The sequence below is a fragment of the Halomonas sp. ISL-56 genome (assembly GCF_018612805.1).
Lineage (GTDB): Bacteria > Pseudomonadota > Gammaproteobacteria > Pseudomonadales > Halomonadaceae > Vreelandella.
In genome coordinates, this window is record NZ_JAGGRO010000004.1 from 202,248 (window position 1) to 226,024 (window position 23,777).

Annotated in this window: 20 protein-coding genes and 4 tRNA genes; 6 read left to right on the plus strand and 18 right to left on the minus strand. The window is 55.4% G+C overall.

What is annotated here, in order from left to right; genetic code table 11:
• Positions 1-8: 8 nt before the first annotated feature.
• The 13 genes from rpoB to J7J49_RS03160 form a co-directional block, all read right to left on the minus strand.
• Complete coding sequence (gene rpoB, locus J7J49_RS03100; protein ID WP_215090059.1) at positions 9-4,085, minus strand: DNA-directed RNA polymerase subunit beta; 4,077 nt, start codon at positions 4,083-4,085, stop codon at positions 9-11.
• 300 nt (positions 4,086-4,385) lie between these two features.
• Positions 4,386-4,754, minus strand: coding sequence for a 50S ribosomal protein L7/L12 (gene rplL / locus J7J49_RS03105; RefSeq protein ID WP_133731701.1), 369 nt, complete (start codon positions 4,752-4,754; stop codon positions 4,386-4,388).
• A 112-nt stretch (positions 4,755-4,866) separates the two neighbouring features.
• Positions 4,867-5,373 (minus strand): 50S ribosomal protein L10, encoded by a 507-nt coding sequence (gene rplJ / locus J7J49_RS03110; protein ID WP_133731702.1) that lies wholly within the window; start codon positions 5,371-5,373, stop codon positions 4,867-4,869.
• Positions 5,374-5,693: 320 nt separating this feature from the next.
• Positions 5,694-6,386 (minus strand): 50S ribosomal protein L1, encoded by a 693-nt coding sequence (gene rplA / locus J7J49_RS03115; RefSeq protein WP_215090061.1) that lies wholly within the window; start codon positions 6,384-6,386, stop codon positions 5,694-5,696.
• A gap of 2 nt (positions 6,387-6,388) precedes the next feature.
• Entirely contained in the window at positions 6,389-6,820 is a 432-nt protein-coding gene (rplK, locus tag J7J49_RS03120) for a 50S ribosomal protein L11 (protein ID WP_007112017.1), read from the minus strand.
• 166 nt (positions 6,821-6,986) lie between these two features.
• Positions 6,987-7,520 (minus strand): transcription termination/antitermination protein NusG, encoded by a 534-nt coding sequence (nusG, locus tag J7J49_RS03125; protein WP_215090063.1) that lies wholly within the window; start codon positions 7,518-7,520, stop codon positions 6,987-6,989.
• 8 nt (positions 7,521-7,528) lie between these two features.
• Entirely contained in the window at positions 7,529-7,912 is a 384-nt protein-coding gene (secE, locus tag J7J49_RS03130) for a preprotein translocase subunit SecE (protein WP_022520874.1), read from the minus strand.
• A 73-nt stretch (positions 7,913-7,985) separates the two neighbouring features.
• Positions 7,986-8,061 (minus strand) — tRNA-Trp (locus tag J7J49_RS03135).
• A 196-nt stretch (positions 8,062-8,257) separates the two neighbouring features.
• Positions 8,258-8,332, minus strand: a tRNA-Thr gene (locus J7J49_RS03140).
• Positions 8,333-8,345: 13 nt separating this feature from the next.
• A tRNA-Gly gene (locus J7J49_RS03145) sits at positions 8,346-8,419 on the minus strand.
• A 134-nt stretch (positions 8,420-8,553) separates the two neighbouring features.
• Positions 8,554-8,637: transfer RNA gene (locus J7J49_RS03150), tRNA-Tyr, on the minus strand.
• A 150-nt stretch (positions 8,638-8,787) separates the two neighbouring features.
• On the minus strand, positions 8,788-9,627 hold the full coding sequence (locus tag J7J49_RS03155; RefSeq protein WP_215090065.1) for a type III pantothenate kinase: 840 nt from the start codon (positions 9,625-9,627) through the stop codon (positions 8,788-8,790).
• On the minus strand, positions 9,624-10,619 hold the full coding sequence (locus J7J49_RS03160) for a biotin--[acetyl-CoA-carboxylase] ligase (RefSeq protein WP_215090067.1): 996 nt from the start codon (positions 10,617-10,619) through the stop codon (positions 9,624-9,626). Before J7J49_RS03160 ends, J7J49_RS03155 begins: the two co-directional genes overlap by 4 nt.
• A 235-nt stretch (positions 10,620-10,854) precedes the next feature.
• On the opposite strand from J7J49_RS03160, the gene typA reads away from it, so the two are divergent.
• The 6 genes from typA to J7J49_RS03190 all read left to right on the plus strand — a co-directional run bounded on the left by typA (position 10,855) and on the right by J7J49_RS03190 (position 18,402).
• Complete coding sequence (typA, locus tag J7J49_RS03165) at positions 10,855-12,705, plus strand: translational GTPase TypA (RefSeq protein ID WP_215090069.1); 1,851 nt, start codon at positions 10,855-10,857, stop codon at positions 12,703-12,705.
• 288 nt (positions 12,706-12,993) lie between these two features.
• Positions 12,994-14,439, plus strand: coding sequence for a sodium-dependent transporter (locus tag J7J49_RS03170; protein ID WP_215090072.1), 1,446 nt, complete (start codon positions 12,994-12,996; stop codon positions 14,437-14,439).
• Positions 14,440-14,488: 49 nt separating this feature from the next.
• Positions 14,489-15,259, plus strand: a complete 771-nt coding sequence (locus J7J49_RS03175) for an ABC transporter ATP-binding protein (RefSeq protein ID WP_215090074.1) — start codon at positions 14,489-14,491, stop codon at positions 15,257-15,259.
• A 77-nt stretch (positions 15,260-15,336) separates the two neighbouring features.
• Positions 15,337-16,056 (plus strand): ABC transporter ATP-binding protein, encoded by a 720-nt coding sequence (locus J7J49_RS03180; RefSeq protein ID WP_088702061.1) that lies wholly within the window; start codon positions 15,337-15,339, stop codon positions 16,054-16,056.
• 16 nt (positions 16,057-16,072) lie between these two features.
• On the plus strand, positions 16,073-17,077 hold the full coding sequence (locus J7J49_RS03185; RefSeq protein ID WP_215090076.1) for a branched-chain amino acid ABC transporter permease: 1,005 nt from the start codon (positions 16,073-16,075) through the stop codon (positions 17,075-17,077).
• Positions 17,077-18,402 (plus strand): branched-chain amino acid ABC transporter permease, encoded by a 1,326-nt coding sequence (locus J7J49_RS03190; protein ID WP_215090078.1) that lies wholly within the window; start codon positions 17,077-17,079, stop codon positions 18,400-18,402. The genes J7J49_RS03185 and J7J49_RS03190 overlap by 1 nt, the downstream gene beginning before the upstream one ends.
• 112 nt (positions 18,403-18,514) lie before the next feature.
• Here the strand turns inward: J7J49_RS03190 and J7J49_RS03195 are convergent, their stop codons facing one another.
• From J7J49_RS03195 to J7J49_RS03215, 5 genes are all read right to left on the minus strand, one after another.
• Positions 18,515-20,146: a dihydroxyacetone kinase subunit DhaK gene (locus tag J7J49_RS03195; RefSeq protein ID WP_215090080.1), complete on the minus strand. Its 1,632-nt coding sequence runs from the start codon at positions 20,144-20,146 to the stop codon at positions 18,515-18,517.
• A gap of 87 nt (positions 20,147-20,233) precedes the next feature.
• The gene (locus tag J7J49_RS03200) at positions 20,234-20,458 is read right to left on the minus strand and encodes a winged helix-turn-helix transcriptional regulator (RefSeq protein WP_353048329.1); all 225 of its coding nucleotides are present in this window, start codon (positions 20,456-20,458) and stop codon (positions 20,234-20,236) included.
• Positions 20,459-20,479: 21 nt separating this feature from the next.
• Positions 20,480-21,688 (minus strand): ABC transporter substrate-binding protein, encoded by a 1,209-nt coding sequence (locus J7J49_RS03205; RefSeq protein ID WP_215090082.1) that lies wholly within the window; start codon positions 21,686-21,688, stop codon positions 20,480-20,482.
• Between the two features lie 142 nt (positions 21,689-21,830).
• The gene (locus J7J49_RS03210; protein ID WP_251048109.1) at positions 21,831-23,390 is read right to left on the minus strand and encodes a phospholipase D-like domain-containing protein; all 1,560 of its coding nucleotides are present in this window, start codon (positions 23,388-23,390) and stop codon (positions 21,831-21,833) included.
• Positions 23,365-23,619 carry a hypothetical protein gene (locus J7J49_RS03215; RefSeq protein WP_215090084.1) on the minus strand — a complete coding sequence of 85 codons (255 nt, stop codon included), beginning with the start codon at positions 23,617-23,619 and terminating at the stop codon, positions 23,365-23,367. The genes J7J49_RS03210 and J7J49_RS03215 overlap by 26 nt, the downstream gene beginning before the upstream one ends.
• Between the last annotated feature and the right edge of the window lie 158 nt (positions 23,620-23,777).

The window sequence follows — 23,777 nt, forward strand, 5'->3', positions numbered from 1 at the left end:
GACGGCTCCTAGCTCTCTAACTCGATATCGATGCCCAGCGAGCGGATTTCTTTAACCAGTACGTTAAAGGATTCCGGCATGCCTGCCTGCATGGTGTGGTCGCCATCCACGATGTTTTTATACATCTTGGTGCGGCCTTCGACGTCGTCCGACTTGACGGTGAGCATCTCTTGTAGCGTGTACGCGGCGCCGTATGCTTCCAACGCCCACACTTCCATCTCACCGAAGCGCTGACCACCGAACTGCGCCTTACCACCCAAGGGCTGCTGGGTAACCAGCGAGTAAGAACCGGTAGAACGCGCATGCATCTTGTCGTCTACCAAGTGGTTAAGCTTCAGCATATACATGTAGCCAACGGTGACCGGACGATCAAAGGCGTCACCGGTACGGCCATCGAATAGGGCCATCTGACCCGATTCTGGGATATCCGCCAGCTTCAACAGATGCTTGATTTCGTGCTCTTTAGCACCGTCAAACACCGGCGTTGCCATCGGCACACCACCTTTTAGATTCTTCGCCAAAGCGATGATTTCATCGTCGGTCAGGGAATCGAGATCTTCAACGCGAGTACCTTGGGTATTGTAGATCTGCCCCAGGAAGTCACGAATTTCAGCGACTTGCTGACCGCGTGCATCGCGCAGCATAGCTTCGATCTTAACGCCCAAGCCACGCGCCGCCATGCCCAAGTGGGTTTCCAAAATCTGACCAACGTTCATCCGTGACGGTACGCCCAGCGGGTTTAGCACCACGTCAACCGACTCACCCTTCTCGTCAAACGGCATGTCTTCAATCGGCATAATCGCCGAGATAACACCTTTGTTACCGTGACGACCAGCCATTTTGTCGCCCGGTTGAATGCGACGCTTAACGGCCATGTAGACCTTGACGATTTTAAGCACGCCCGGTGCGAGATCATCGCCCTGGGTCAGCTTGCGCTTCTTATCTTCAAAGCGCTCGTCCATCTCTTTACGACGGATTTCCAACTGCTCATCGGCCTGAGCCAGTAGCTCATTAAACGACTCATCCTGTAGGCGCAGCTTGAACCACTGTTGACGCGGCAGTTCGTCGAGGTAATCCTCGTCTAGCACATCGCCTTTCTTGAGATTCGGACCGCCATTAACGGCTTGGCCGTCAAGGGTGCGCTTTAGACGCTCAAAAGTGGCATCTTCAGCAATACGGTAAGTCTCTTGGAGATCCTTACGAACTTCGTCAAGCTGAGTGCGCTCGATTGACAGGGCGCGTGAATCTTTCTCAACGCCGTCACGAGTAAACACCTGAACGTCGATGACCGTACCTTTCATGCCGGTGGGGGCACGCAGTGATGTGTCTTTAACGTCAGACGCTTTCTCGCCGAAGATGGCACGTAGCAGCTTCTCTTCAGGCGTCAGCTGGGTTTCACCCTTCGGCGTTACCTTACCGACCAGAATGTCGCCCGGGCCGACTTCAGCACCGATGTAGACAACGCCCGCTTCATCCAGCTTGGAGAGCGCAGACTCGCCCACGTTGGGGATATCGGCGGTAATCTCTTCGGAACCTAACTTGGTGTCACGAGACACACAGGTCAGCTCCTGAATGTGAATCGTGGTGAAACGGTCTTCTTGAACCACCCGCTCAGAAAGCAGAATGGAGTCCTCGAAGTTGTAGCCGTTCCAGGGCATAAAGGCGATGCGCATGTTCTGGCCCAGCGCCAAGTCGCCCATATCCACTGACGGGCCGTCGGCGAGAATATCGCCACGCGCCACGTTATCACCAGGCCGCACGATGGGACGCTGGTTCATACAGGTGTTCTGGTTCGAGCGGGTGTACTTAGTCAGGTTGTAGATATCAACCCCGGCTTCACCGCCGATGATTTCATCTTCATTAACCCGTACCACCACACGACGCGCGTCAACGGAGTCAATCACGCCGCCGCGATTTGCCACCGCACAGACACCGGAGTCACGAGCCACAAAGCGCTCCATGCCGGTACCGACAAGCGGCTTGTCGGCACGCAGGGTCGGTACCGCCTGACGCTGCATGTTCGAGCCCATCAAGGCACGGTTAGCATCATCGTGCTCAAGGAACGGGATCAATGCCGCGGCGACGGAGACGACCTGACGTGGCGATACGTCCATCAGCGTCACTTGCTCAGGACGCATAAAGGTCGTTTCACCGCGATGACGAACCTGAACCAGGTCATCACTTAGCTTGTTGGACTCATCTACCGCTGCCGACGCCTGAGCGATAACAAAATCACCCTCTTCGATGGCTGACAGGTGAACGATGTCGTCGGTCAACTGGCGGTCAACCACTTTACGGTACGGCGTTTCTAGGAAACCGTAGCTGTTAGTGTGGCTGTAAGTTGCCAGCGAGTTGATCAGACCAATGTTCGGGCCTTCTGGCGTTTCGATTGGACATAGACGACCGTAGTGCGTGGCGTGTACGTCACGTACTTCGAAGCCAGCACGCTCACGGGTCAAGCCACCGGGGCCGAGTGCCGACACACGACGCTTGTGGGTAACTTCCGAAAGCGGGTTGTTCTGATCCATAAACTGCGAAAGCTGGCTGGAACCAAAGAACTCTTTCACCGCCGCCGCAACCGGCTTGGCGTTGATTAAGTCTTGGGGCATCAGGCCTTCACTTTCCGCCATGGAAAGACGCTCTTTTACCGCACGCTCCACGCGTACCAAGCCAACGCGGAACTGGTTCTCAGCCATTTCGCCAACACAGCGAATACGACGGTTACCCAGGTGATCGATATCGTCAACGTCACCGAAGCCGTTACGGATACTGATCAGCTCGCGAAGCACGTCGAGGATGTCTTTACGATCAAGCACACCGGAACCCGTGTCGGTATCACGACGCAGGCGACGGTTGAACTTCATGCGGCCAACGCCAGAGAGGTCGTAGCGGTCTTCGCTGAAGAACAAGTTGTTAAACAGCGTTTCGGCAGACTCTTTGGTGGGCGGCTCGCCGGGGCGCATCATGCGATAGATTTCCACCAAGGCTTCGAGCGCGGAGTTAGTCGCGTCTAGCTTCAAGGTGTCAGAAATGAATGAGCCGCAGTCAAGGTCATTGGTGTAGAGCGTTTCTACCAGGGTAATGCCACCTTGGGCCATGCGTTCAAGCACTTCAGGCGTGATTTCGGTATTACACGGACAGATCAGCTCGCCAGTCTTGGAATCGATTTGATCTTTGGCCAGGGTCTTGCCGAACAGGTACTCCATCGGCACATCCAGACGCTCCAGGCCAGCTTTTTCAAGCAGGCGGATGTGCTTCTGGGTAATCCGGCGCCCCTCTTCAACGATCACATTTCCTTCGCCATCTTTGATGTCGAAAGTGGCCGTTTCGCCGCGCAGACGCGACGGCACCAGCTCCACATAGAAGCCGGATTTCTCAATATGGAAAACGCTGGTTTCAAAGAACTCGGCGAGGATCTCTTCGGTGTTCATACCCAACGCACGCATCAGTACCGAAGCCGGCAGTTTGCGGCGACGGTCAATACGTACAAAGACGTTGTCTTTGGGGTCAAACTCGAAGTCTAACCAGGAGCCACGGTAAGGAATCACACGAGCCGAGTAGAGCAGTTTGCCAGAGGAGTGGCTCTTACCTTTATCGTGATCGAAGAACACACCGGGCGAGCGGTGGAGCTGGGATACGATAACCCGCTCAGTACCGTTAATCACAAAGGTACCGTTCTCAGTCATCAGGGGGATTTCCCCCATGTAGACTTCTTGCTCTTTGATATCTTTAATGGCTTTGTTCGAGGAGTCGCGATCATAGATGATCAAGCGAACCTTGACGCGCAGCGGGGCGGAGTAAGTCACGCCGCGCAGCTGGCACTCCTTAACATCGAACGCCGGCGTACCGAAGCGATAGCTGACATACTCAAGCGCTGCATTGCCGGAGAAGCTCTCAATCGGAAACACGGACTTGAATGCCGCGTGCAGACCGACCTCGTGACGCTCGTCGGGCGAACGATCTTGCTGGAGGAAGTCGTAATAGGAATCAAGCTGGATCGCCAGCAAGTAAGGCACATCCATCACTTGGGGCAGTTTGCCGAAATCCTTGCGGATGCGTTTTTTCTCAGTATATGAGTAAGCCATCTGTATTCCCCAGCTTGTTCACCATGGGTGACCGATGCGTGGTCATCGCTGCCCGGCGGGCTTCGTCAGACGCAGACAGCAAGCTCCTAAATCGGTAGCTCGCCGTCGAAAATCTAGTTCGATAACACTGTAGTCGATAACACTATATTCAATAACGCTGTTACTTTTCTGTCGTTTCCGCTATTTGACAACAGCACTGCTGCTATTAAACATCAGTTACAACAGAAAAAGGCCGGCAGCGGGATATCCCGCCGCCAGCCGTGGAAGCTTACGCAGCGCGTAAAGCCGTCCGCACAAGGCTTACTTGAGCTCGACGGTTGCGCCCGCTTCTTCCAGCTTAGCTTTTGCTGCTTCAGCGTCGTCTTTAGACAGACCTTCTTTGATGGTCGCCGGAGCGCCGTCAACAGCACCTTTAGCTTCTTTCAAGCCAAGGCCGGTGATCTCACGTACTGCTTTGATCACGTTTACTTTCTTGTCGCCAGCAGCGGTCAGAACAACGTCAAACTCAGTTTGCTCTTCAGCAGCTTCGCCAGCAGCAGCCGGACCAGCCATAACTGCAGCAGCGGCAGAAACGCCGAACTTCTCTTCCATTGCTTCGATCAGCTCGACAACTTCCATTACGGACATGTCGGCTACAGCATTGATGATATCGTCTTTAGACAGTGCCATTGTTTCATTCCTAACTTTGCGGGAGTCTCGGTCAGCCGAGGACTCGGGGTTCATTGCTCGGTTCAGGCAGCATATCGATGTGATCGTTCACGCCGCCTGCAAGAAACGCTGCTTAAGCAGCTTCTGCTTCTTGCTTCTGGTCGCGCAGAGCGGCCAGAGTACGAACCAGCTTGCCAGCGGAGGCTTCTTTCATTACCGACATCAACTTGGCAATTGCCTCGTCGTGAGTCGGTAGGGTTGCCAGACGGTCGATGTCAGCAGCCGGAATCAGCTCACCTTCGTAGGCCAACGCTTTTACTTCGAAGTTCTTGTCCGTTTTAGCAAACTCTTTGAACAGACGAGCGGCAGCGCCCGGATGATCAGTAGAGAAAGCCAACAACGTAGGACCAACGAAGCTATCGTTCAAGCACTCCCACTGAGTGCCCTCGAGAGCGCGGCGAGCCAGCGTATTACGTACAACACGCAGCTCCACACCATTCTCACGCGCCTGCTTACGCAGATCGGTCATTTTACCAACCGTAACGCCGCGAGAATCAGCAACTACGACGGAGAGTGCGCCCTTGGCCGCTTCACTGACCTCGGCAACAATCGCTTTCTTGCCTTCAAGTGCTAGTGGCACAGTGATCACTCCTTCGTGCCGGAACCCAGGAAGGTTCCGGTGGTTACCATCTCTTCCCACTCGACGCTACATAAACGTGCTGCAGAGCGGGAAGCCTTGGGGATGGTGCTCACCAGAAAGCCGTTAAGCTAAACCAACTGGCGGCCACACCATCTGCGCAGGCGCTTAGGGCAATTAAGCCGCCCTCGTAAGCAAATAGAGCCTACTTACTGAGCGCGGCACCTGCGGTCTTTGACGATGCCCCGGCCAGTGATAGCCACCAAACGGGGGACCGCAAAGTTCTTGCTCGGTTCCTACAAAAAAACCAACGATCTACCCGCTTATGCGAAAGCTGAGTGATCGATTGTTAAACCTGGGCCCATGGTAGTGGACAAGGTCATTTTTTTGAAGTAAATGCCTTTCGACGCGCTCGGCTTGAGGCGCTTCAAGTCAGCAACCAATGCTTCCAGGTTGCCGTTAATTGCTGCTGCGTCAAAATCCACTTTACCCAGTGTAGTGTGGATGATGCCGTTTTTGTCGGTACGGAAACGTACCTGACCCGCTTTTGCATTCTTGACCGCTGTTGCCACATCAGGCGTTACGGTGCCCACTTTCGGGTTAGGCATCAGGCCACGCGGGCCTAGAATCTGACCCAGCTGACCTACAACGCGCATAGCGTCAGGAGAAGCGATAACGACGTCAAAATCCATCACGCCTTTTTTCACTTGCTCAGCTAAGTCGTCCATACCTACGATGTCGGCGCCGGCTTCTTTAGCGGCATCGGCATTAGCACCTTGAGTGAAAACCGCAACGCGCACGTCTTTACCGGTACCGTTAGGCATGACGGTAGCGCCACGCACAACTTGGTCGGATTTACGCGGGTCAACGCCCAAGTTGATGGCGACATCAACGGACTCTTTGAATTTAACCGTAGACAGCTCGGCGAGCAGCGCTACCGCTTCTTCAATAGAGTAGGCTTTAGTGGCGTCTACTTTTTCGCGAATGATTTTCGCACGCTTAGACAGTTTAGCCATGATCAGAGACCCTCCACGTTTAGGCCCATGCTGCGAGCGCTGCCAGCAATGGTGCGTACAGCGGCATCGAGATTCGCAGCCGTCAGATCAGGCTCTTTGGTTTTGGCGATCTCTTCAAGCTGTTCACGCGTCACGGTGCCGACTTTCTTCTTGTTCGGCTCACCAGAACCCGACTTGATACCAGCCGCTTTTTTCAGCAGCACGGCAGCAGGCGGCGTCTTGGTGACGAACGTGAAGCTACGATCAGAGTAGACAGTGATCACGACTGGCGTCGGCAGACCCGGCTCAATTTCTTGAGTCGCGGCGTTGAACGCCTTACAGAATTCCATGATATTCACGCCGTGTTGACCCAGTGCAGGGCCTACCGGCGGACTTGGATTGGCTTTACCTGCAGCAACCTGCAGTTTGATGTAAGCCTGTACTTTCTTGGCCATCGTTTATGCTCCAATTGGGTAATAGCGCCCGAAGGCTCCCCGGTACCAGTGAAACAGCTGAACCAGCCATTTCACACGAATTAAAACTTAACGCTTACTTACTATTCACTACTAGCTATTTACTACTAGCTATTTATTACCAGCTATTCTTTCTCAACCTGCGAGCTTATTCCTTCTCGACCTGCGAGAACTCTAACTCAACAGGTGTAGAACGCCCGAAGATCAGCACACTGACATGCAGGCGACTCTTCTCATAGTTAACTTCTTCGACAACACCGTTGAAATCGGCAAACGGCCCGTCAACAACACGCACTGATTGGCCCGGCTCAAACATCGTTTTAGGCCGCGGCTTGTCAGTACCGTCTTTAACACGCAGCAAAATGGCATCTGCTTCGCGGGAAGTAATTGCTGCTGGCTTCTCTTTTGTTCCACCGATGAAGCCCATGACACGCGGCGTCTCATTAACGAGGTGCCATGTTTCGTCGACCATTTCCATCTCGACTAATACATAACCGGGATAAAATTTGCGCTCACTCTTGCGCCGCTTGCCGTCACGCATCTCTACGACTTCTTCGGTTGGCACCAGAATTTCGCCAAAGCGATCTTCCATACCATACATTTTCACACGCTCGATCAACGAGCGCATGACATGCTTTTCAAAGCCGGAATAAGCGTGAACGACGTACCAACGTTTGGACATGAAAGCTCCTAACCAATGACGCCGGACATCGCCCAGCCAAGAAGAGTGTCGATCAACCACAGCATTAGCCCCACCACCAAAACGGCCACTAGCACAATGGCCGTGGTCTGAATGGTTTCGGGTCGGGTCGGCCATACAACGCGCTGAATCTCTTTCTTGGCGCTTCTGGCAAGCTCTACTAAATCACGACCTTTGGTAGTGGTTAGCGCGATCAAACCCGCAATCACACACAACACTACTACACCAAGCACGCGGTAGAGCAGGCCAATATCGGCGAAATAGGTATTACCAACAACAGCAACGACAAGCAGCGCTACGACCGCCGCCCACTTGAGCCCGTCATGGCGCGTCTGTTGCACCTCGGCGCCATGTTTTACAGAACCAGGCTTCATAAAAACGAGACTCCTCAGGGTGCGGCGAACGATAAAAGAATTTTGGAAAAAGACATACCAACCTGGGGAAGGTTGGCAGGCCAGGAGGGAATCGAACCCCCAACCTGCGGTTTTGGAGACCGCTGCTCTGCCAATTGAGCTACTGGCCTGTATTGTCGTACTGACTTTCTACAACAACTATCTATATCTATCGATAAGCGTCTTTTTCAATCGCCTATACAACAGCGGGCGCCATGGTAGCGAAGAAAGCCACTTCTGACAACCCCTTCTTTACGCTCAGACGCCACTCAAGCCACCTGACCGCAGAGACAAAAAAAGCGAGCTTCGCTCGCTTTATCTGCAATATGGAGCTCATGGACGGAATTGAACCGTCGACCTCACCCTTACCAAGGGTGTGCTCTACCCCTGAGCTACATGAGCTAAACACATCAACTGGAGCGGGCGGCGGGAATCGAACCCGCACCATCAGCTTGGAAGGCTGAGGTTCTACCGTTGAACTACGCCCGCAGAACCTGTCCTGAATGACAATCCGCTACGCGCCGCCTTATAGCCCTTACCTTTTACCAAGCTATAAATCGTAGACAATGCCCGCTACCGGCTTTTCATTCAGCCGCATCGATCAAATCGCTGCGACTTAATTCTGGTGGAGAGAGAAGGATTCGAACCTTCGAAGCTTTCGCGGCAGATTTACAGTCTGCTCCCTTTGGCCACTCGGGAATCTCTCCAACGTGGCGGCATATTATGCCAGCCCTCAAAATTGTGTCAAGCCTGAGATAGTGTTAGCTATGAAAAGCTTAGCTTATCATCACTTTTAATATCAGTACTTTCAACACCGCGAGACGCTTATGTCTCGCCTTCGAACGCGCTGCATTCTGTCAAAGCAGCATTGAGAATGCAAGTCCCGCGCGAATCTTTTCTAGCGCCACAGGCTCAGGCACCCGCGGCGCGCCCGACATTTTGCCCGCACGTTCAGCAAAGGTCATCGGAAAACACGCTTCTAGGCCACCATATACCATGTCCGGCCATACCGCATGGGGCACCTGCACGCCTCTTGAGACGACCCGCGCATCGCCCCCCGTTAATAGCATTGGCAGCGCCACGCCCTCCTGATCACACACTTCGCTATAAATGCGATTAATAGCACTGACGGCGGCCATATAGATACCATGATTGACCGCATCAACGGTACGCCGCCCAGGCTCTAGCAGCTCATCGGCCTCGCTTTCAGGGTCGATGGCCACATTGCGGGTTCCGAGCTTCAAACTCTCTTTCATCAGGCGAAGACCGGGGATAATAAAGCCGCCAAGGTGCTGGCCACCTGGCAGCACAAAATCGATGGTAATCGCGCTACCACAATCCACCGCGCAGCAACCGCCCGCTAATTGATAACCCGCCAGCGCCCCCATCCAGCGATCAACGCCTAAGCGCCCCGGCTCTTCATAGCCGTTAACCACGCCTAACGCCTCATGGGTAGAGCGCGCCACGTACACATGGCGCACCCGGCGACGCAACAAGGCGACCGTCTCTTCAAGTACGGCCGCTCTGGCGACGCTGGATATACGCACCGCCTCGACCACATCAAGATCGGGGATATCAGCCCCTGGACGCCACTCTTCCCGGGTCCACACCGCCCCGCGGGAGCGTATCTCGCTACTCTCGGCATCCTTGAGCCGCCACTTAGACAGCGTGTTGCCGATATCAAGATCCAGAATCATAAACGCCTGCGTACGCTAATCTCACCGCCGGCTAGGCGTCGCGAGTGACCATTTTCGGTAACCCATAGGTTACCACTCTCATCCACATCTCCTGCGACGGCATCGCTGGTCTGCTGCCCCTGGATCACCCGAATCGGCAACCCTGCATAGGCGTGGCGTTCATTCCAGGCATCACGCCAGGCACTAAAACCGTCCTGCTCAAAGTTAGCCAGCATGGCCAACAGGCCTGCCACCTCCTCTGAGGCCAGCTGGTTGCGTGAGATATTCGGCAGCCGCTCGAAAAGCGCTGCCACGGGCTGGTCGATGGCGGCTCGCTGCGCCTCGGGTAGCCATAGATTCATACCAATACCGATAACTACCTCACAGGGGCCTGCCGCATCCCCGGTCACTTCGATAAGAATACCGGCCAGCTTGCCTAGCTCATCACCCGGCCCATCCCCCTGCTCGGAGAGCAGAATATCGTTAGGCCACTTTAGCTTCGGTGCTACACCGTGCTGTTCGAGCACTTGGGCAACGACAACGCCCACCGCCAGACTCAAGCCTTCCAACACAGCTACACCCGATTCAAAGCGCCAGCCCAGCGAGAGCATTAGGCTCTGCCCCCAGGGCGTCGACCAGACACGGCCGCGCCGTCCACGCCCCGCCGTCTGCAGCTCAACCAAGCAGACCTCCCCATGTCCGGCGCCCTGTTCGAAGCGTTGACGCAGATATTCGTTGCTGGAGGGTAGCTGATCTTCAACAAACAGACGGGAAAGATGGTGGCGCGCCTGAGCGGGCAACTGCTCAACGATTTTGGCGCCTTCCAAGGGCTCCAGACGCTGCGAAAGTTGGTAGCCACGGCCTTTCACAGCGACAATTTCTACCCCGAGCGCTTCCAGTTTTTTTAACTGTTTCCACACCGCCGCACGAGAAATACCTAGCGTTTCACCCAGCTGCTCGCCAGAGTGAACCTCGCCATCGCTTAACAAACGCATCAGGTTGCCGATGGTCATGCTCCTGCCCCAGTGGGAAAAGCGCTATTCTAGCGGATGAAGGTTCGCGGCGAAAACTTTCCCGGGGGCGACCAAGGTCGATAAGCACTCCAGTAATATCAGCGAAGCCTTCGACATGGTAGAATGGTTGCTGGACGCAAGCCCTGAGCCAAGATGGTCGGCAAATTGCCAGCCCTTGCGACCCGCATTTTCCGACCCGTGGACAAACGGGTGTTCACAAGAGTTCTCTCTCAGCATGCAAAACCAGCAAAACTCCAGCGCGGTTAATAACCTGCGCAACGTCGCGATCATAGCCCACGTTGACCATGGTAAAACCACTCTGGTCGACAAACTCCTGAGCCAGTCCGGCACCCTTGACCGTAAAGCAGAAGGTCAAGAGCGCGTCATGGACTCAAACGATCAGGAAAAAGAGCGTGGCATTACCATTTTGGCCAAAAATACGGCCATTCAATGGAAAGATAGCCATGGTCACGATTACCACATCAATATCGTGGATACGCCTGGGCACGCCGATTTCGGTGGTGAAGTTGAGCGCGTCATGTCGATGGTCGATTCGGTACTACTTCTGGTAGACGCCGTTGATGGCCCAATGCCGCAAACTCGCTTCGTCACCCAGAAGGCATTCGCCCAGGGCCTGAAGCCGATTGTAGTGGTCAACAAAATTGACCGTCCCGGCGCTCGCCCAGATTGGGTTATCGACCAGATTTTTGATCTGTTTGACAACCTTGGCGCGTCCGACGAACAGCTCGATTTCCCGATCATCTATTGCTCTGCCCTAAACGGCATTGCCGGTATGGATCCTGAAGAGCTGGCGGACAACATGGATCCCATGTTCCAAGCCATCGTCGATATTGTTGAGCCGCCGCAAGTAGAGCTCAACGGCCCCTTCCAGATGCAGATCTCCGCACTGGATTACAACAGCTACGTTGGCGTTATCGGCCTTGGCCGCATCAAGCGCGGCGCGGTGAAACCGAACCAGCAGATCTCGGTCATCGGCGTCGACGGCAATGTGCGTAAGGGCAAAATCGGTCAGGTCATGACTCATATGGGCCTTGATCGTGTGCAAACCGACGAAGCGACGGCGGGCGATATCGTCTGCATCACCGGTATTGATGACCTGTCGATTTCTGACACGTTATGCGATCCGGCAAACGTCCAAGCACTGCCGCCGCTATCTGTCGACGAACCGACCGTCTCAATGACCTTCCAGGTCAACGATTCACCGTTCGCCGGTAAAGACGGCAAGTTTGTGACCAGCCGTAATATCAAGGATCGCCTTGATCAAGAGCTGATTCACAACGTGGCACTGCGCGTTGAGCAGGGCGAAACCCCTGAGAAGTTCAAGGTGTCTGGCCGTGGCGAGCTGCACCTCTCGGTGTTGATCGAAACCATGCGTCGTGAAGGCTTTGAGCTGGCTGTTGGCCGTCCGGAAGTGATCATCAAAGAAATCGACGGTGAGAAGCAGGAGCCCTACGAAGAAGTCATCATCGACTGTGAAGAGCAGCACCAGGGCTCAATCATGGAAGAGCTGGGCTACCGTAAAGGTGAGATGACCAACATGCTGCCGGACGGTAAAGGCCGGGTTCGCCTGGACTTCATCATTCCCGCCCGCGGCTTGATCGGTTTCCGTGGCCAGTTTCTGACCCTGACCTCCGGCACAGGCATCCTGACCAGCCGCTTTGATCACTACGGCCCGCTGAAGCCCGACGCCTCTATCGAGCGCCGTAACGGCGTATTGGTTTCAATGGTTGACGGTAAAGCGCTTGCTTACGCGCTTTATGCACTGCAAGAGCGCGGCAAGCTGATTATCGATCACGCCACGGAAGTTTACGAAGGCATGCTGATCGGTATCAACAACCGCGCTAACGATATGGTGGTTAACCCCACTAAAGGCAAGAAGCTCGACAACATGCGCTCCACCGGCAACGATGAGAACATCGTATTGACCCCGCCGGTTAAGTTCTCCCTGGAGCAGGCCATCGAGTTCCTCGACTCCGACGAACTCGTCGAAGTCACGCCGGTGCATATCCGCCTGCGTAAAAAGCTGCTGAAAGAGACCGAGCGTAAGCGTTTTAGCAAGAAGTAAACCAACCGCTCTAAGCAGTTAGCTGTCTAAAAACCCGCGCAAGCGGGTTTTTTTATGCCCGCTCGCCTCTGTGCTAACTTCAGTCCCCAGCGCTCTCCCCTTTGCCAAGATCTTTGCCAAGATAGCGCCCTAAACGCAGCCTAAACGCTAATACGCTGGAAAGGAGTCGCGTTCTATCGCACAGTAACCGTTAATTCAGCGCGTCCAAGGCACGCTGCTATCACCATATTCATACAGGTGTTTGGATACTACCCCCATCCTGACACCCAAATACGGACACTCTCACCCATGAGCGGTCATAACGTCTGGACGCATAAAGGCACCTTTCTACTCGCCGCCGTTGGCTCCGCAGTCGGTCTTGGTAATCTGTGGCGTTTCCCCTACCTGACCGGTGAGAACGGTGGCGGCGCCTTTATATTGGTCTACGCCTTGACAATCTTTGCCGTCGGCATACCGATCCTGATTGCCGAGATCATGCTGGGGCGCACCAGCCGCCAGAGCCCGATTATGGGTATGCGCCACCTGACCAAAACCCACGGCACCTCGCGGGCTTGGGAAACCATCGGCTGGCTGGGCGCCGCCTCGGCGTTTTTGATTTTAAGCTTCTACTCGGTGATTGCCGGCTGGGCGATTCACTACACTTGGCTAATGCTGACCGGCTCGCTGGTGGGCGCCGATGCGCAAACCATTAGCGATGGCTTTGACGCTCTGCTAGCCGCCCCTGGTTTAATGACGCTCTATCACACCCTTTTCATTGCCGCGTCAGCGCTGATCGTTGGTATGGGTATTCATAAAGGCATCGAATCGGGCCTACGCATTATGATGCCTGCGCTGTTTGTCATTCTGCTGGTAGTACTGGCTTACGGCGTAATTAATGGCGATGTGGGCGCCGCTGCAAATTTCCTTTTCACCTTTAACATCGCCGATCTTAGCCTTGAGGGCTGGCTACAGGCCATGGGCCAATCATTTTTCACCCTTAGCCTAGGCATGGGGGCCATCATGGCTTACGGCGCCTATATGCCCAGCGACGTATCACTGACCCGCACCGCCTTTGCCGTTGCCATTGTCGATACCGCCGTCGCCATGGTGGCGGGCCTGGCCATCTTTGCGCTGGTGTTTGGCGCTGGGTTGGAAACCGGACAAGGCCCCGGGCTGATGTTTGTTACCCTGCCGCTGGCATTTGCCGAGATGCCATTTGGCGCTTTGATCGGCGGTGTATTCTTTATTCTGGTGCTTGGCGCCGCTATCAGCTCCTCTATTTCGCTAATCGAGCCCGTCGCCGCCTACCTAGTGGAACGCTTTGATATGACCCGGCCCCAGGCAGTCGTGATCATGGTGATCGCGGCCTGGGCAATGGGTTTACTGACGGTGGTTAGCTTCAACATCTGGGCTGAAGGAACGATTTTCCACACCCTGTTTGGGCGCACGGCTTTCGACTTTATCGAGCTCCTGACCAATATCTTTATGCCGGTGGGCGGCCTGCTAATAGCGCTATTCGCAGGCTGGTCGCTAACCCAGAGCGAAGTGATGAAAGAGCTGGGCAGCAGTGTCACCTGGTTTAAGATCTGGCGTTTCCTAGTACGCTTTGTGGCGCCTGCCGCCGTAGCCTTTGTGTTTTTGCGCACCCTTCCTCAGGTGGAGGGCTACCTTATTCCCACCCTCGGCGCACTGCTCATTATCGGTGCCTTTGCAGCCAGCCAGCGGTGGCTAAAAAAACCACGACAAACAACTTAATAAACAGTGCGCAGGCGGCTTTTAGCCGCCTGTGTCGCGTGGAGACACCATGACCCCTCTTATTGATGTACAACGAGTCAACAAAGCGTTCGGCGGCCTAAAGGTGATTAACGACTGCTCCATTCAAGTGGAGAAAGGCTCCATTACCGGCATGATAGGGCCCAACGGTGCGGGCAAATCCACTCTTTTCAATCTGATTGCCGGCGCTTTAGCCCCGGATAGCGGTCGCGTTCTGCTCGATGGTGAAGACATTACCTCGCTCAGCGCCGACCAGCGCTTTCATCGCGGGCTACTGCGCACCTTTCAGATCGCCCACGAGTTCAGCCAGATGAGCGCGCTGGAAAACTTGATGATGGTGCCGCCCAACCAGGCGGGAGAAAGCCTTTTCAGCGCCTGGTTAAAGCCAGGCCTAGTGCGCAAGGAAGAGGACGAGGTACGCCGACGCGCCCTGGAGGTGATCGACTTCGTGGGCCTACACCATGTGCGCAACGAACTGGCGGGTAATCTCTCTGGTGGACAAAAGAAGCTGCTGGAACTTGGCCGTACCATGATGACCGACGCCAAGGTGGTGCTGCTTGACGAGATCGCCGCCGGGGTTAACCGCACTCTACTGGGCGACTTGATCGGTAATATTGAGCGCCTCAACCGCGAAATGGGTTACACCTTCCTGGTCATTGAGCATGATATGGAGATGATTGCTCGTCTTTGCGACCCAGTGATTGTGCTGGCCCAAGGTAGCGTTATGGTGGAAGGCCATATTAACGATATCCAGAATAACCCTGAGGTCATCGAGGCCTACTTTGGTACCGATGCCGCTTAAGTGTGACGTTTTCTCTACTAGCCAACTACTACAATGATGTCGCTTTAAGACAGCGACCTTGCTGAGACACTTTGCTTATGTCATCAACAACCAGGCCATTAATCGACGCACGGGATGTGCACGGCGGCTATGGCGGCATGAACATCCTAAATGGGGTGAACATGACGCTGGAAGCCGATGAAGTCGGGGTTATCGTCGGTCCTAACGGGGCGGGCAAATCCACCATGCTGAAAGCGGTCTTTGGCCTGCTGCACGTCAATCAGGGCGAGATACTGCTTAACGGTCAGCCGATCCAAAACTTACCCCCTAACCAGCTGGTACAGCGGGGCATGGGCTTTGTGCCCCAGGAAAAGAACGTTTTCCCCAGCCTTTCGGTGCAAGAGAACCTGGAGATGGGCGCTTTTTTAAAGCCGCAGAACGTTAAGCGCATGCTCGCTCAGGTGTATGAGTTTTTTCCACCGCTGTATGAGAAGCGCCGCCAGCCCGCTGGTGAGCTTTCCGGCGGACAGCGCCAGATGGTCGCCATGGGGCGCGCCTTGATGGCCGAGCCAAGCCTGCTACTACTTGATGAGCCCACTGCAGGGCTTTCTCCGCTGTACATGAATGAAATCTTTGACCGCGTCAAACAGATCAACGCCGCTGGCGTGGGTATTTTGATGGTGGAACAGAACGCCAAACAGGCACTCGCGATCGCCGATAAAGGCTTTGTGCTGGCCGCTGGCCAAAACCGCTTTACCGACACAGGGGCGGCATTACTTGCCGACCCCGATGTCGCCAAAAGCTTTTTGGGCGGCTAGCCCCAGGGAGATAGACGTGAACGAACTGGTTTTTTTCATCAATAATGTGGTGATTTCGGGCAGTGTAAGCGGTTCTATTTATGCGATCGGCGCCATTGGGGTAACGCTGATTTTTAGCATTATGCGCTTTGCCCACTTCGCCCATGCCGACATGATGACCTTCGGCGCCTTTATGGTACTGCTGCTGACCACGCTGTTCCCGGCAGCGGGCGCCAGCATTGGCGTGCCAACGGCGGTGTTAATGCTGCCGCTGGCGATGCTGCTCACCGCCGCCTTAGCGGTGGGTATCGACAAAACCTTCTATAAGCCGCTACGCGCTCATGGGGTAAAGCCCATCGTGTTGGTGATTGGCTCACTGGGTGTCACCTTGATTCTTCAGGGGCTGATCCGGCTGTTTTCCGGCACCGGCGGGCAGAGCCTCTACGTGGATGACCGCAAAGAGATTTTTCGCCTGGCGCTGCCCTTTGAGGGCGTCCGGGCACCTATCGTGGTGACCGAACCGCAAATCTACCTGTTTGTGATCACCATCGTCGCCGTGGTGGCGCTGCACCTTTTCCTTAACCGTTCACGGTTAGGCAAGGCGATGCGCGCCATGTCGGATAATCCTGAGCTTGCCCAGGCTTCGGGGATCAATACCAATACCATTGTGGCGGTCACCTGGATAATTGCCGGGGCGTTGGCCGCCATTGCTGGCACACTGCTCTCCCTGGATGTCACTTTCAAACCCGACTTAAGCTTCTTCTTGCTGTTGCCTATCTTCGCTGCCGCCATTGTCGGCGGCGTTGGCCACCCTTACGGGGCCATTGTCGGTGGCTTCGTGGTTGGCTTTGCCGAGACACTGGCGGTGTTTAACTGGAACGTGCTGCTGCGCCCCTTCCGCGACAGCCTGCCCGCCTGGCTTGAACTGCCTTCAAACCTGGCCTTCGTGGGCACCGAGTACAAAATTGTGGTGCCGTTTTTCATTCTGGTGGCCATTCTGGTGTGGCGCCCTACCGGACTCTTTAAGGGCAAGGTGATCTAATGAGCAATTCAGAAGAAACGCGCAACCCTGCCTACACACCCAAAGACGCTACTCAAGGGAGCCGCTTTCCACTGCGAGAGCTCATCCTGTTTGGCATGCTGTTAGTCGCTATTTTAGCGGTTTACGCCATTATGGGGGCAGCTTACAGCACGCGCATGCTGGTTGAAGCCGCTTGTTACGCGATTCTTGCGCTGGGGTTAACCATTCAGTGGGGCTACGCTGGGCAGTTCAACGCAGGGGTAATGGGCTTTGTCGCCCTAGGCGGCTTCTGTGCGATGTTCTTTAGCGTGCCGGTCAACGATGCTTTCTGGGGTACTGCGCTACCTGGAGAATTTGGCCGCGTGCTGCTATACGGTGCCGCCGCCATCCTACTGATCGTAGGTGCCAGCAAGCTGGATCGCCTGGGCGTGCCCAAGCCCCTGCGTACCTTTATCGCGGTGATATTGGGTATCGTGCTTTACCTGGTGGTGATTAGCCAGCTGCGCGAAGTCACTGATGCAATTGAAAGCCAGGCAGGTTTTGTCGGTGGGCTAGGCTTACCGCCCTGGATTGGCTGGATTGTCGGTGGCGCGTTGGCGGGGGGCGTTGGCTACTTTATCGGTCATATCTGCCTCGGTTTACGCAGCGACTACCTAGCCATTGCCACCCTGGGCATTGCCGAAATCATCAAGGCGTTCCTAAAGAACTCAGATTGGCTTACCCGCGGCACCGCCACGGTTTCCCCACTTCCCTGGCCAACACCGGGGCCTGCCGAACTGGGCTTCACTCTTTCACGAGCCATTTACCTGTCGTTTACCGCGGTGATCATTGCGGTGATTTTCTTTCTGCTCAATCGCGCCTACAACGCCCCTTGGGGGCGGATGATACGGGCAATTCGCGATAACGAAGTGTCTTCGGCCGCGATGGGTAAAGACATTAACAAACGACGCCTGGAGATCTTCGTGCTGGGCTGCATTCTGATGGGCTTAGGCGGCGGCATACTGGGCACCTTCAACAGCCTCTTCGACCCTCAAGGCTACCTGCCGCTCAACCATACGTTCTTGGTGCTGGTGATGGTGATTCTTGGCGGGCCGGGCAACAACCTGGGCACCATTTTCGGCGCCGTGGCGGTATACATCATCTGGATTATGTCCGAGCCGCTGGCGCTGTTTTTGATGCAGTTAGCCGTAGCATTCGGCGAAGGAGCGTTCGGATGGGATGCCCCAAGCAATATGGATAGCCGCGCCCTGCAGGCAAGGGTGCTGGTGATTGGCTTGCTGATTACCATGGTGCTGCGCTTTGCCCCCAAAGGGCTGCTACCCGAGAAGATCAAAAGCCATAGCTGAGGGGGCAATTGGTATGACTGACAAGCTAAGCCCGGCAGGTAGCGGCGTTTGCTGCGAACTACACACAGCGGCGGGCGCCAAATCTGGCGCGATAATGATGCTAACGATCACACTACTTCGCTGACTGCACTTCCAGCTCTTCAAACAATCGCGCCACTGCTTCAGCTCCGGGATCAATATGCCCCCGGAGCTGTTCGGCGTTGATATAGGCGGCGCGCCCCGCATTTGCCTTTACAATGGTAGCGGTATGAATTGCCCCTTTCCGCGCCGCTCTGGCGGCGGAGGCGATGCTATCGTCGAGAGCATCTAAGGCGGGTTTGAGGGCATCTACCATGGTTCTGTCGCCTAACGTCGCGCCCCCAATTTGCTGCATCCGATTGAGCCCCTCCTTCAGTGCAACGACCCTGGGTAGTCCGCTGGACGCAGCATCTCCTGCCGCGGAGAAGAAAATAGCCAGCAACACACCAGATGAGCCACCCATGGTCTGGCTAAGCACCTGTCCTATAGCGCGATAAAGCTGGGGATGATCGGCCAGGGGCATTCTATCCAGCGCGTTTAATAAGGCTCTGGCGGCTCCAGCGAGGGTTGAGCCGGTATCACCGTCACCGGATTTGGCATCCAGTGCATTCAGATCTGCTTCAGAATCAATTAGCACCTGACACCAGCTCGTCAGCACGTTGGCGGTCTGATCATGCCAGGACGGGATAGGTTGAATAGGCAGCAAACCATCGGGAAGCTCTCGTGTAGTGATTGGCTTGATACTCTTGCAGCCAGGCCAGGCAGTGGGATCACAGGCGGCAACGAGTAAGGCCTCATCCTCCTGGGTGAGCGGATACACCGATACGGAAAACCCCTGCATGTTCAGTGATGTCATCATGGGCGCTGGCCCGATAATGAGTTTCAGGCTGCTGGCAATAGAAGACGTCAAAAGCTCGTTGGCGAGGACCGCCATTTCCAGTGCCGACGCGCCGCCGAGGTTGTTCAGCAGGACAGCATGGGGCTGTTTATCCATGACGGTGGTCAGCTTTGCGGCGACGGCGGCAATGGCGTTTTTTGCGCTGTCGTAAGCAATCTGCTCAACACCTGCCTCGCCGTGGATGCCAAGCCCCAGCTCTGCCATCCCCGGGGGAATACGCTGCTCTTTAGGCGAGCCGGGCACGCTGCAGGTATCCAATGACATACCGATGCTGTGAGTGTTTGCGATCACTCTCTTAGCGGCATTGGTCAGGGTTTCAAGCTCGGCACCCTGTTCGGCCAGTGCCCCGGCTATCTTATGAACAAAGAGTGTACCCGCCACACCCCGTGCCTGCGGGAGGTCGGGCAAGGCAATATCGTCGTCGACCACCACCATGCTCACCTTGTGCCCTAAGGCACGGGCACGCTCGGCGGCCAGCCCGAAATTGAGGCGGTCACCGGTGTAATTCTTGACGATCAGCAAGCAGCCCGCCGGCCCGGTAACCGCCAGTATTGCGGCCAGAACCGCATCGACCGAGGGTGAGGCGAAGACGTCACCGCAGACAGCCGCGGTTAGCATGCCTTTGCCGACGAAGCCGGCATGAGCCGGTTCGTGACCAGAGCCTCCGCCGGAAACCAATGCCACTTGGGACTTATCCCAGTCGGATCGCACCACAACGCGAATATGAGGATAGCCATCCAGGCGTGCCAACTGGCCACCGGATGCCCTGATCAGGCCGTCGATCGCGTCGGTAACGGCGTCTTCTTTGCTGTTGATAAATTGCGTCATGATCTCGTCACCTCTGGTTACGGACGTCATGGGAGCATCGGCTAGCGAGCTTTTTTTGCTGCACCAAGCATGGCGCTGGCTGGGGGCTCACTCATTGATAACCTCCCAATGGCCAGACTTATCTGACCCTACTCTTCTCAACCTGCCCGCTTGCTGTAACTTGGCCATCGCACGGCCAATAGTACGTATGTCTTTCCCTAGGGTATCGGCTATTTGCTGGCGAGTAATCGCCGGGTTGTGCTGAATTAACGCCATAAGGCAACAAGGTGAACCATACCAAATAAAAAATGCCCGGCTTAATAAGCCAGGCATTTTTAACACTAAGCCTGAGAATTAAAGATCAACCTGCCCTTTGCTAGTAAAGGTGCCGTCTTCAACCACCATCTCGACAACGACGCCAGGTACATCGCCGTTTTCATCAAACTCGTGGGAGCCGGAAGCGCCTTCGTAGTTGATCTCGGTACCTGCGGCAATCAGCTCAACCGCCTTCTCCCACTCGCCGGGCAAAATCACTTCGCCGGGGGCGCTGGAAACGCTGCGCAGAGCTTCGGAAAGTCCTTCGCGCTCTGCACTGCCGTTTTGCTCAATCGCTAACGCGATCAGGAAAGCAGCGTCGTAAGCCTGGGCAGCAAACACGGCGCTGGGGTCTAGATCAGCAGCTTCGGCGGCTTCGATAAAGATATCGGTACCGGGCAGGTCAGGGCTGCCGGGGCGCGTGGCGATCATGCCATCCAGTACGTCTGCACCGATGGCGTTGATCAGACTGTCGCCGACCATACCGTCAGCACCTACGTACTGGGTAAACATGCCGCTTTCATAGGCTTGGCGAAGTACGGTCTGGCCCGACGTGTCGGCGTAGGCCAGTACGACGAGGGTATCAACGCCACTCACAGAGAGTGAGCCTAGCTCAGAGCGATAGTCGGCGCGGTTATCTTCATGGGCGAGGTTTTCGGTAATCTCGCCGCCACCAGCCTCAAAAGCAGCGCTAAAGGCGTCAGATAGGCCTTGACCATAATCGTTATTCACGTAGGTCACCGCTACGGCATCAATGCCTTTTTCGAGCAGCAGCTTAGCAAGAATTTCACCCTGGAACGCGTCTGACGGCACGGTACGGAAGACGAGATCATTATCGTCCAGCTCCGATACCGCAGGTGCCGTAGAAGCAGGCGACACCATCAACACGCCACCGGGAATGGCGGCGTTATTAGCCGCGGCAATGGTCGCACCAGTACACAGCGCACCAACAATCGCCGTGACATTTTCAGAGTTGACCATGCGGTCGGCAGCGTTCGAGGCAGCCGAGGCATCGGAACAGGTCGTATCGCCAGATGGCATCACCAAGGTTTGGCCGTCTAAAATTCCGCCCTGCTCGTTGATCTGCTCAACGGCTAGCTGCGCCCCTTCAAAGATAGGTGGCGTTAAACTTTCAATTCCCCCGGTAAAGCCGCCCAAGAAGCCAACTTTGACCTCTGCCTGTGCGAACCCGGTCATTGCCAGGGTTGAGGCCGCCACAGCGGTGGCTAATGCGCGCTTATTGATCATGTTGTTTGTCGCTCCCAGTGAGATAGAAATTTGTGCACTTTGTTAGTGTGCCTCAGCGGTCAATCGTTAAGGCTGCTACTAATCTGGAACTGGAACGCCAAAAACACAAGCTGCGGTTTCTAACGCTACTTCGCGAAAGGTGCTATAGCCAGCGCTCAAACTTAAGCGTGTGGCTTAACCAGGCGTTGAAATGGCGCCAAAAACTACCGGGCTCAGCGGTTAAAACTTCCATTTCACCATCGCGCTCTAGGTGCCAGTTCAGCTCTCGTTCTGACGTGAGATCAACGCGATAGCTCAACGAAGGCTCTTGACCGATGGCAACCAGATCATTAAATGCCTGCATCAGCGATTCGCTGCGTGCCAGCACGCCAATTTCCGTATTCCAGTAGATTGATCTAGGGTCAGCGTTAAATGACCCCACGAACAACTGATCGTCAAAGCTCAAGGCCTTGATATGCAGCGCCGAGGCCGAGGCCCCAGGCACCGCCATATCTTCATCGCTACCCGCTTCTTGCTCGGGGCGCAGTTCATAAAGAGCGACCCCGTGCGCTAGCAGCTTTTCACGCCAGGGTGCATAAGCGCCGTGCACCATGGCAGCGTCAGTGGACTCCAGTGAATTGGTAATAATTTCGACGGCCACGCCCCGGTCAGCAAGCTCGGTTAGGTTTCTCACCCCCCACTCAGTGGGTACAAAGTAGGCCGAAATAACCACCAGCCTGTCGTTAAGCTCAATGCTCTCGGTTAATTCACCTAGCAGGGTATCGCGCCATTCGGGCGTTCCAGATGATAGCTTGCCGGGGGTATCCCACATCGCTTGCCCTTCGCCCCAGTGCAACGTCTCCCAGGGCGGTGAGCCGCGTGACTGACGGCGCAGCTCGGTGAAATATTGCGAGTCAGCATGATCGTCTAACCACTCCTCCAACTCGGTTTTGAGCGTTAGCCAAGCGCTATCCGCTGCTCGGTGATAGCGCTCAATGGGCTGTGCCAGGCCATGGTTCCAATACATATCAAAGCTGCGCGAAAGCTCGGGCACCACATCGCCAATGGCCGCAAAGTCCAAATCGGCAAAGTTGCGCGAGTCGTTGGCATCAAAATACTCGTCGCCCAGATTACGCCCGCCCACAATGGCAACACTGTTATCAGCCACCCACAGTTTGTTGTGCATGCGCCGATGCTGCTGAGTCGGATTAACCGCAGACGCTAAAACCCGCGTGAACATATGCCCACGCCCAACCGGCAGCGGGTTATAGACCCGGACATAGATACCAGGATGACTCGCCAGCGCTGCTAAGCGATCGCCCTGGCCAACCGCGCCTATATCGTCGATCAGCAAGCGTACCCGAACGCCCTCTTCCGCCGCTTTAATCAGCTGCGCCAGGATCAAGCGCGTGGTTTGGCCATCGCCCAACAGGTAGGTTTGAATATCCAGCTCACGCTGCGCTTGGCGAATCAGCCTCACTCTGGCGGCAAACGCATCTTTACCGTCGGCCAGGAGCGCAAAGCCATCTGGGTCGGTCTGTTCTGCCAGCGCCTGATGCGCCTGACCACCCAGCCATGTATTACGTGCGTCTGATGGAGCAAGCGCGGTGTGATGCTCGCGCACCACCGCGTGGGTGCACCCCACCAACAGGCCACTCAGCACCAGCAGGCCCAGCCAGAGAAGCCAACGATAGGGGCTAGGCATCATCATGATCATTGTCATGAGCACCGTCTTCAAGGCACTCGGCCCAACGCTTGCGAGCTAGATTGCGGCGATAAAGCCGCACCAGCGCAATCGTTAACGCCGTGATCAGCATGGCGGCCAGCACCACACCCTGCCAGGGGCGTGCAGCATCACCCATCACGGTTTCCAGGGTAATAATCAGTATTAAGCCAATCGCTTGGGAGCCGATCGCTAGCGCGCGCAGCTTATCGAAAGCGGGTGGGGGCATAACGTCTCCGTAATTTTCAGCTCGCATGATATGGTCTGCCAGTGTACCTGCTTCACGGCATGCTTAACGGGAAAGCAGAATTAAAAACATGAGCTAAAATCCCGTATTTTAAACCTGTATTTAAAACCTTGTATTTAAAACCTATGTTAAAACCTAAG

Coding starts and splice junctions, on each gene's coding strand:
- J7J49_RS03205 (WP_215090082.1), bottom strand. CDS start 21,688: ATGATCAATAAGCGCGCATTAGCCACCGCTGTGGCGGCCTCAACCCTG.
- J7J49_RS03215 (WP_215090084.1), bottom strand. CDS start 23,619: ATGCCCCCACCCGCTTTCGATAAGCTGCGCGCGCTAGCGATCGGCTCC.
- secE (WP_022520874.1), bottom strand. CDS start 7,912: ATGAAGCCTGGTTCTGTAAAACATGGCGCCGAGGTGCAACAGACGCGC.
- J7J49_RS03155 (WP_215090065.1), bottom strand. CDS start 9,627: ATGATTCTGGATCTTGATATCGGCAACACGCTGTCTAAGTGGCGGCTC.
- nusG (WP_215090063.1), bottom strand. CDS start 7,520: ATGTCCAAACGTTGGTACGTCGTTCACGCTTATTCCGGCTTTGAAAAG.
- J7J49_RS03190 (WP_215090078.1), top strand. CDS start 17,077: ATGAGCAATTCAGAAGAAACGCGCAACCCTGCCTACACACCCAAAGAC.
- J7J49_RS03175 (WP_215090074.1), top strand. CDS start 14,489: ATGACCCCTCTTATTGATGTACAACGAGTCAACAAAGCGTTCGGCGGC.
- J7J49_RS03180 (WP_088702061.1), top strand. CDS start 15,337: ATGTCATCAACAACCAGGCCATTAATCGACGCACGGGATGTGCACGGC.
- J7J49_RS03195 (WP_215090080.1), bottom strand. CDS start 20,146: ATGACGCAATTTATCAACAGCAAAGAAGACGCCGTTACCGACGCGATC.
- J7J49_RS03160 (WP_215090067.1), bottom strand. CDS start 10,619: ATGACCATCGGCAACCTGATGCGTTTGTTAAGCGATGGCGAGGTTCAC.
- rplA (WP_215090061.1), bottom strand. CDS start 6,386: ATGGCTAAACTGTCTAAGCGTGCGAAAATCATTCGCGAAAAAGTAGAC.
- J7J49_RS03170 (WP_215090072.1), top strand. CDS start 12,994: ATGAGCGGTCATAACGTCTGGACGCATAAAGGCACCTTTCTACTCGCC.
- typA (WP_215090069.1), top strand. CDS start 10,855: ATGCAAAACCAGCAAAACTCCAGCGCGGTTAATAACCTGCGCAACGTC.
- J7J49_RS03200 (WP_353048329.1), bottom strand. CDS start 20,458: ATGCCTGGCTTATTAAGCCGGGCATTTTTTATTTGGTATGGTTCACCT.
- rplL (WP_133731701.1), bottom strand. CDS start 4,754: ATGGCACTGTCTAAAGACGATATCATCAATGCTGTAGCCGACATGTCC.
- rpoB (WP_215090059.1), bottom strand. CDS start 4,085: ATGGCTTACTCATATACTGAGAAAAAACGCATCCGCAAGGATTTCGGC.
- J7J49_RS03210 (WP_251048109.1), bottom strand. CDS start 23,390: ATGACAATGATCATGATGATGCCTAGCCCCTATCGTTGGCTTCTCTGG.
- rplK (WP_007112017.1), bottom strand. CDS start 6,820: ATGGCCAAGAAAGTACAGGCTTACATCAAACTGCAGGTTGCTGCAGGT.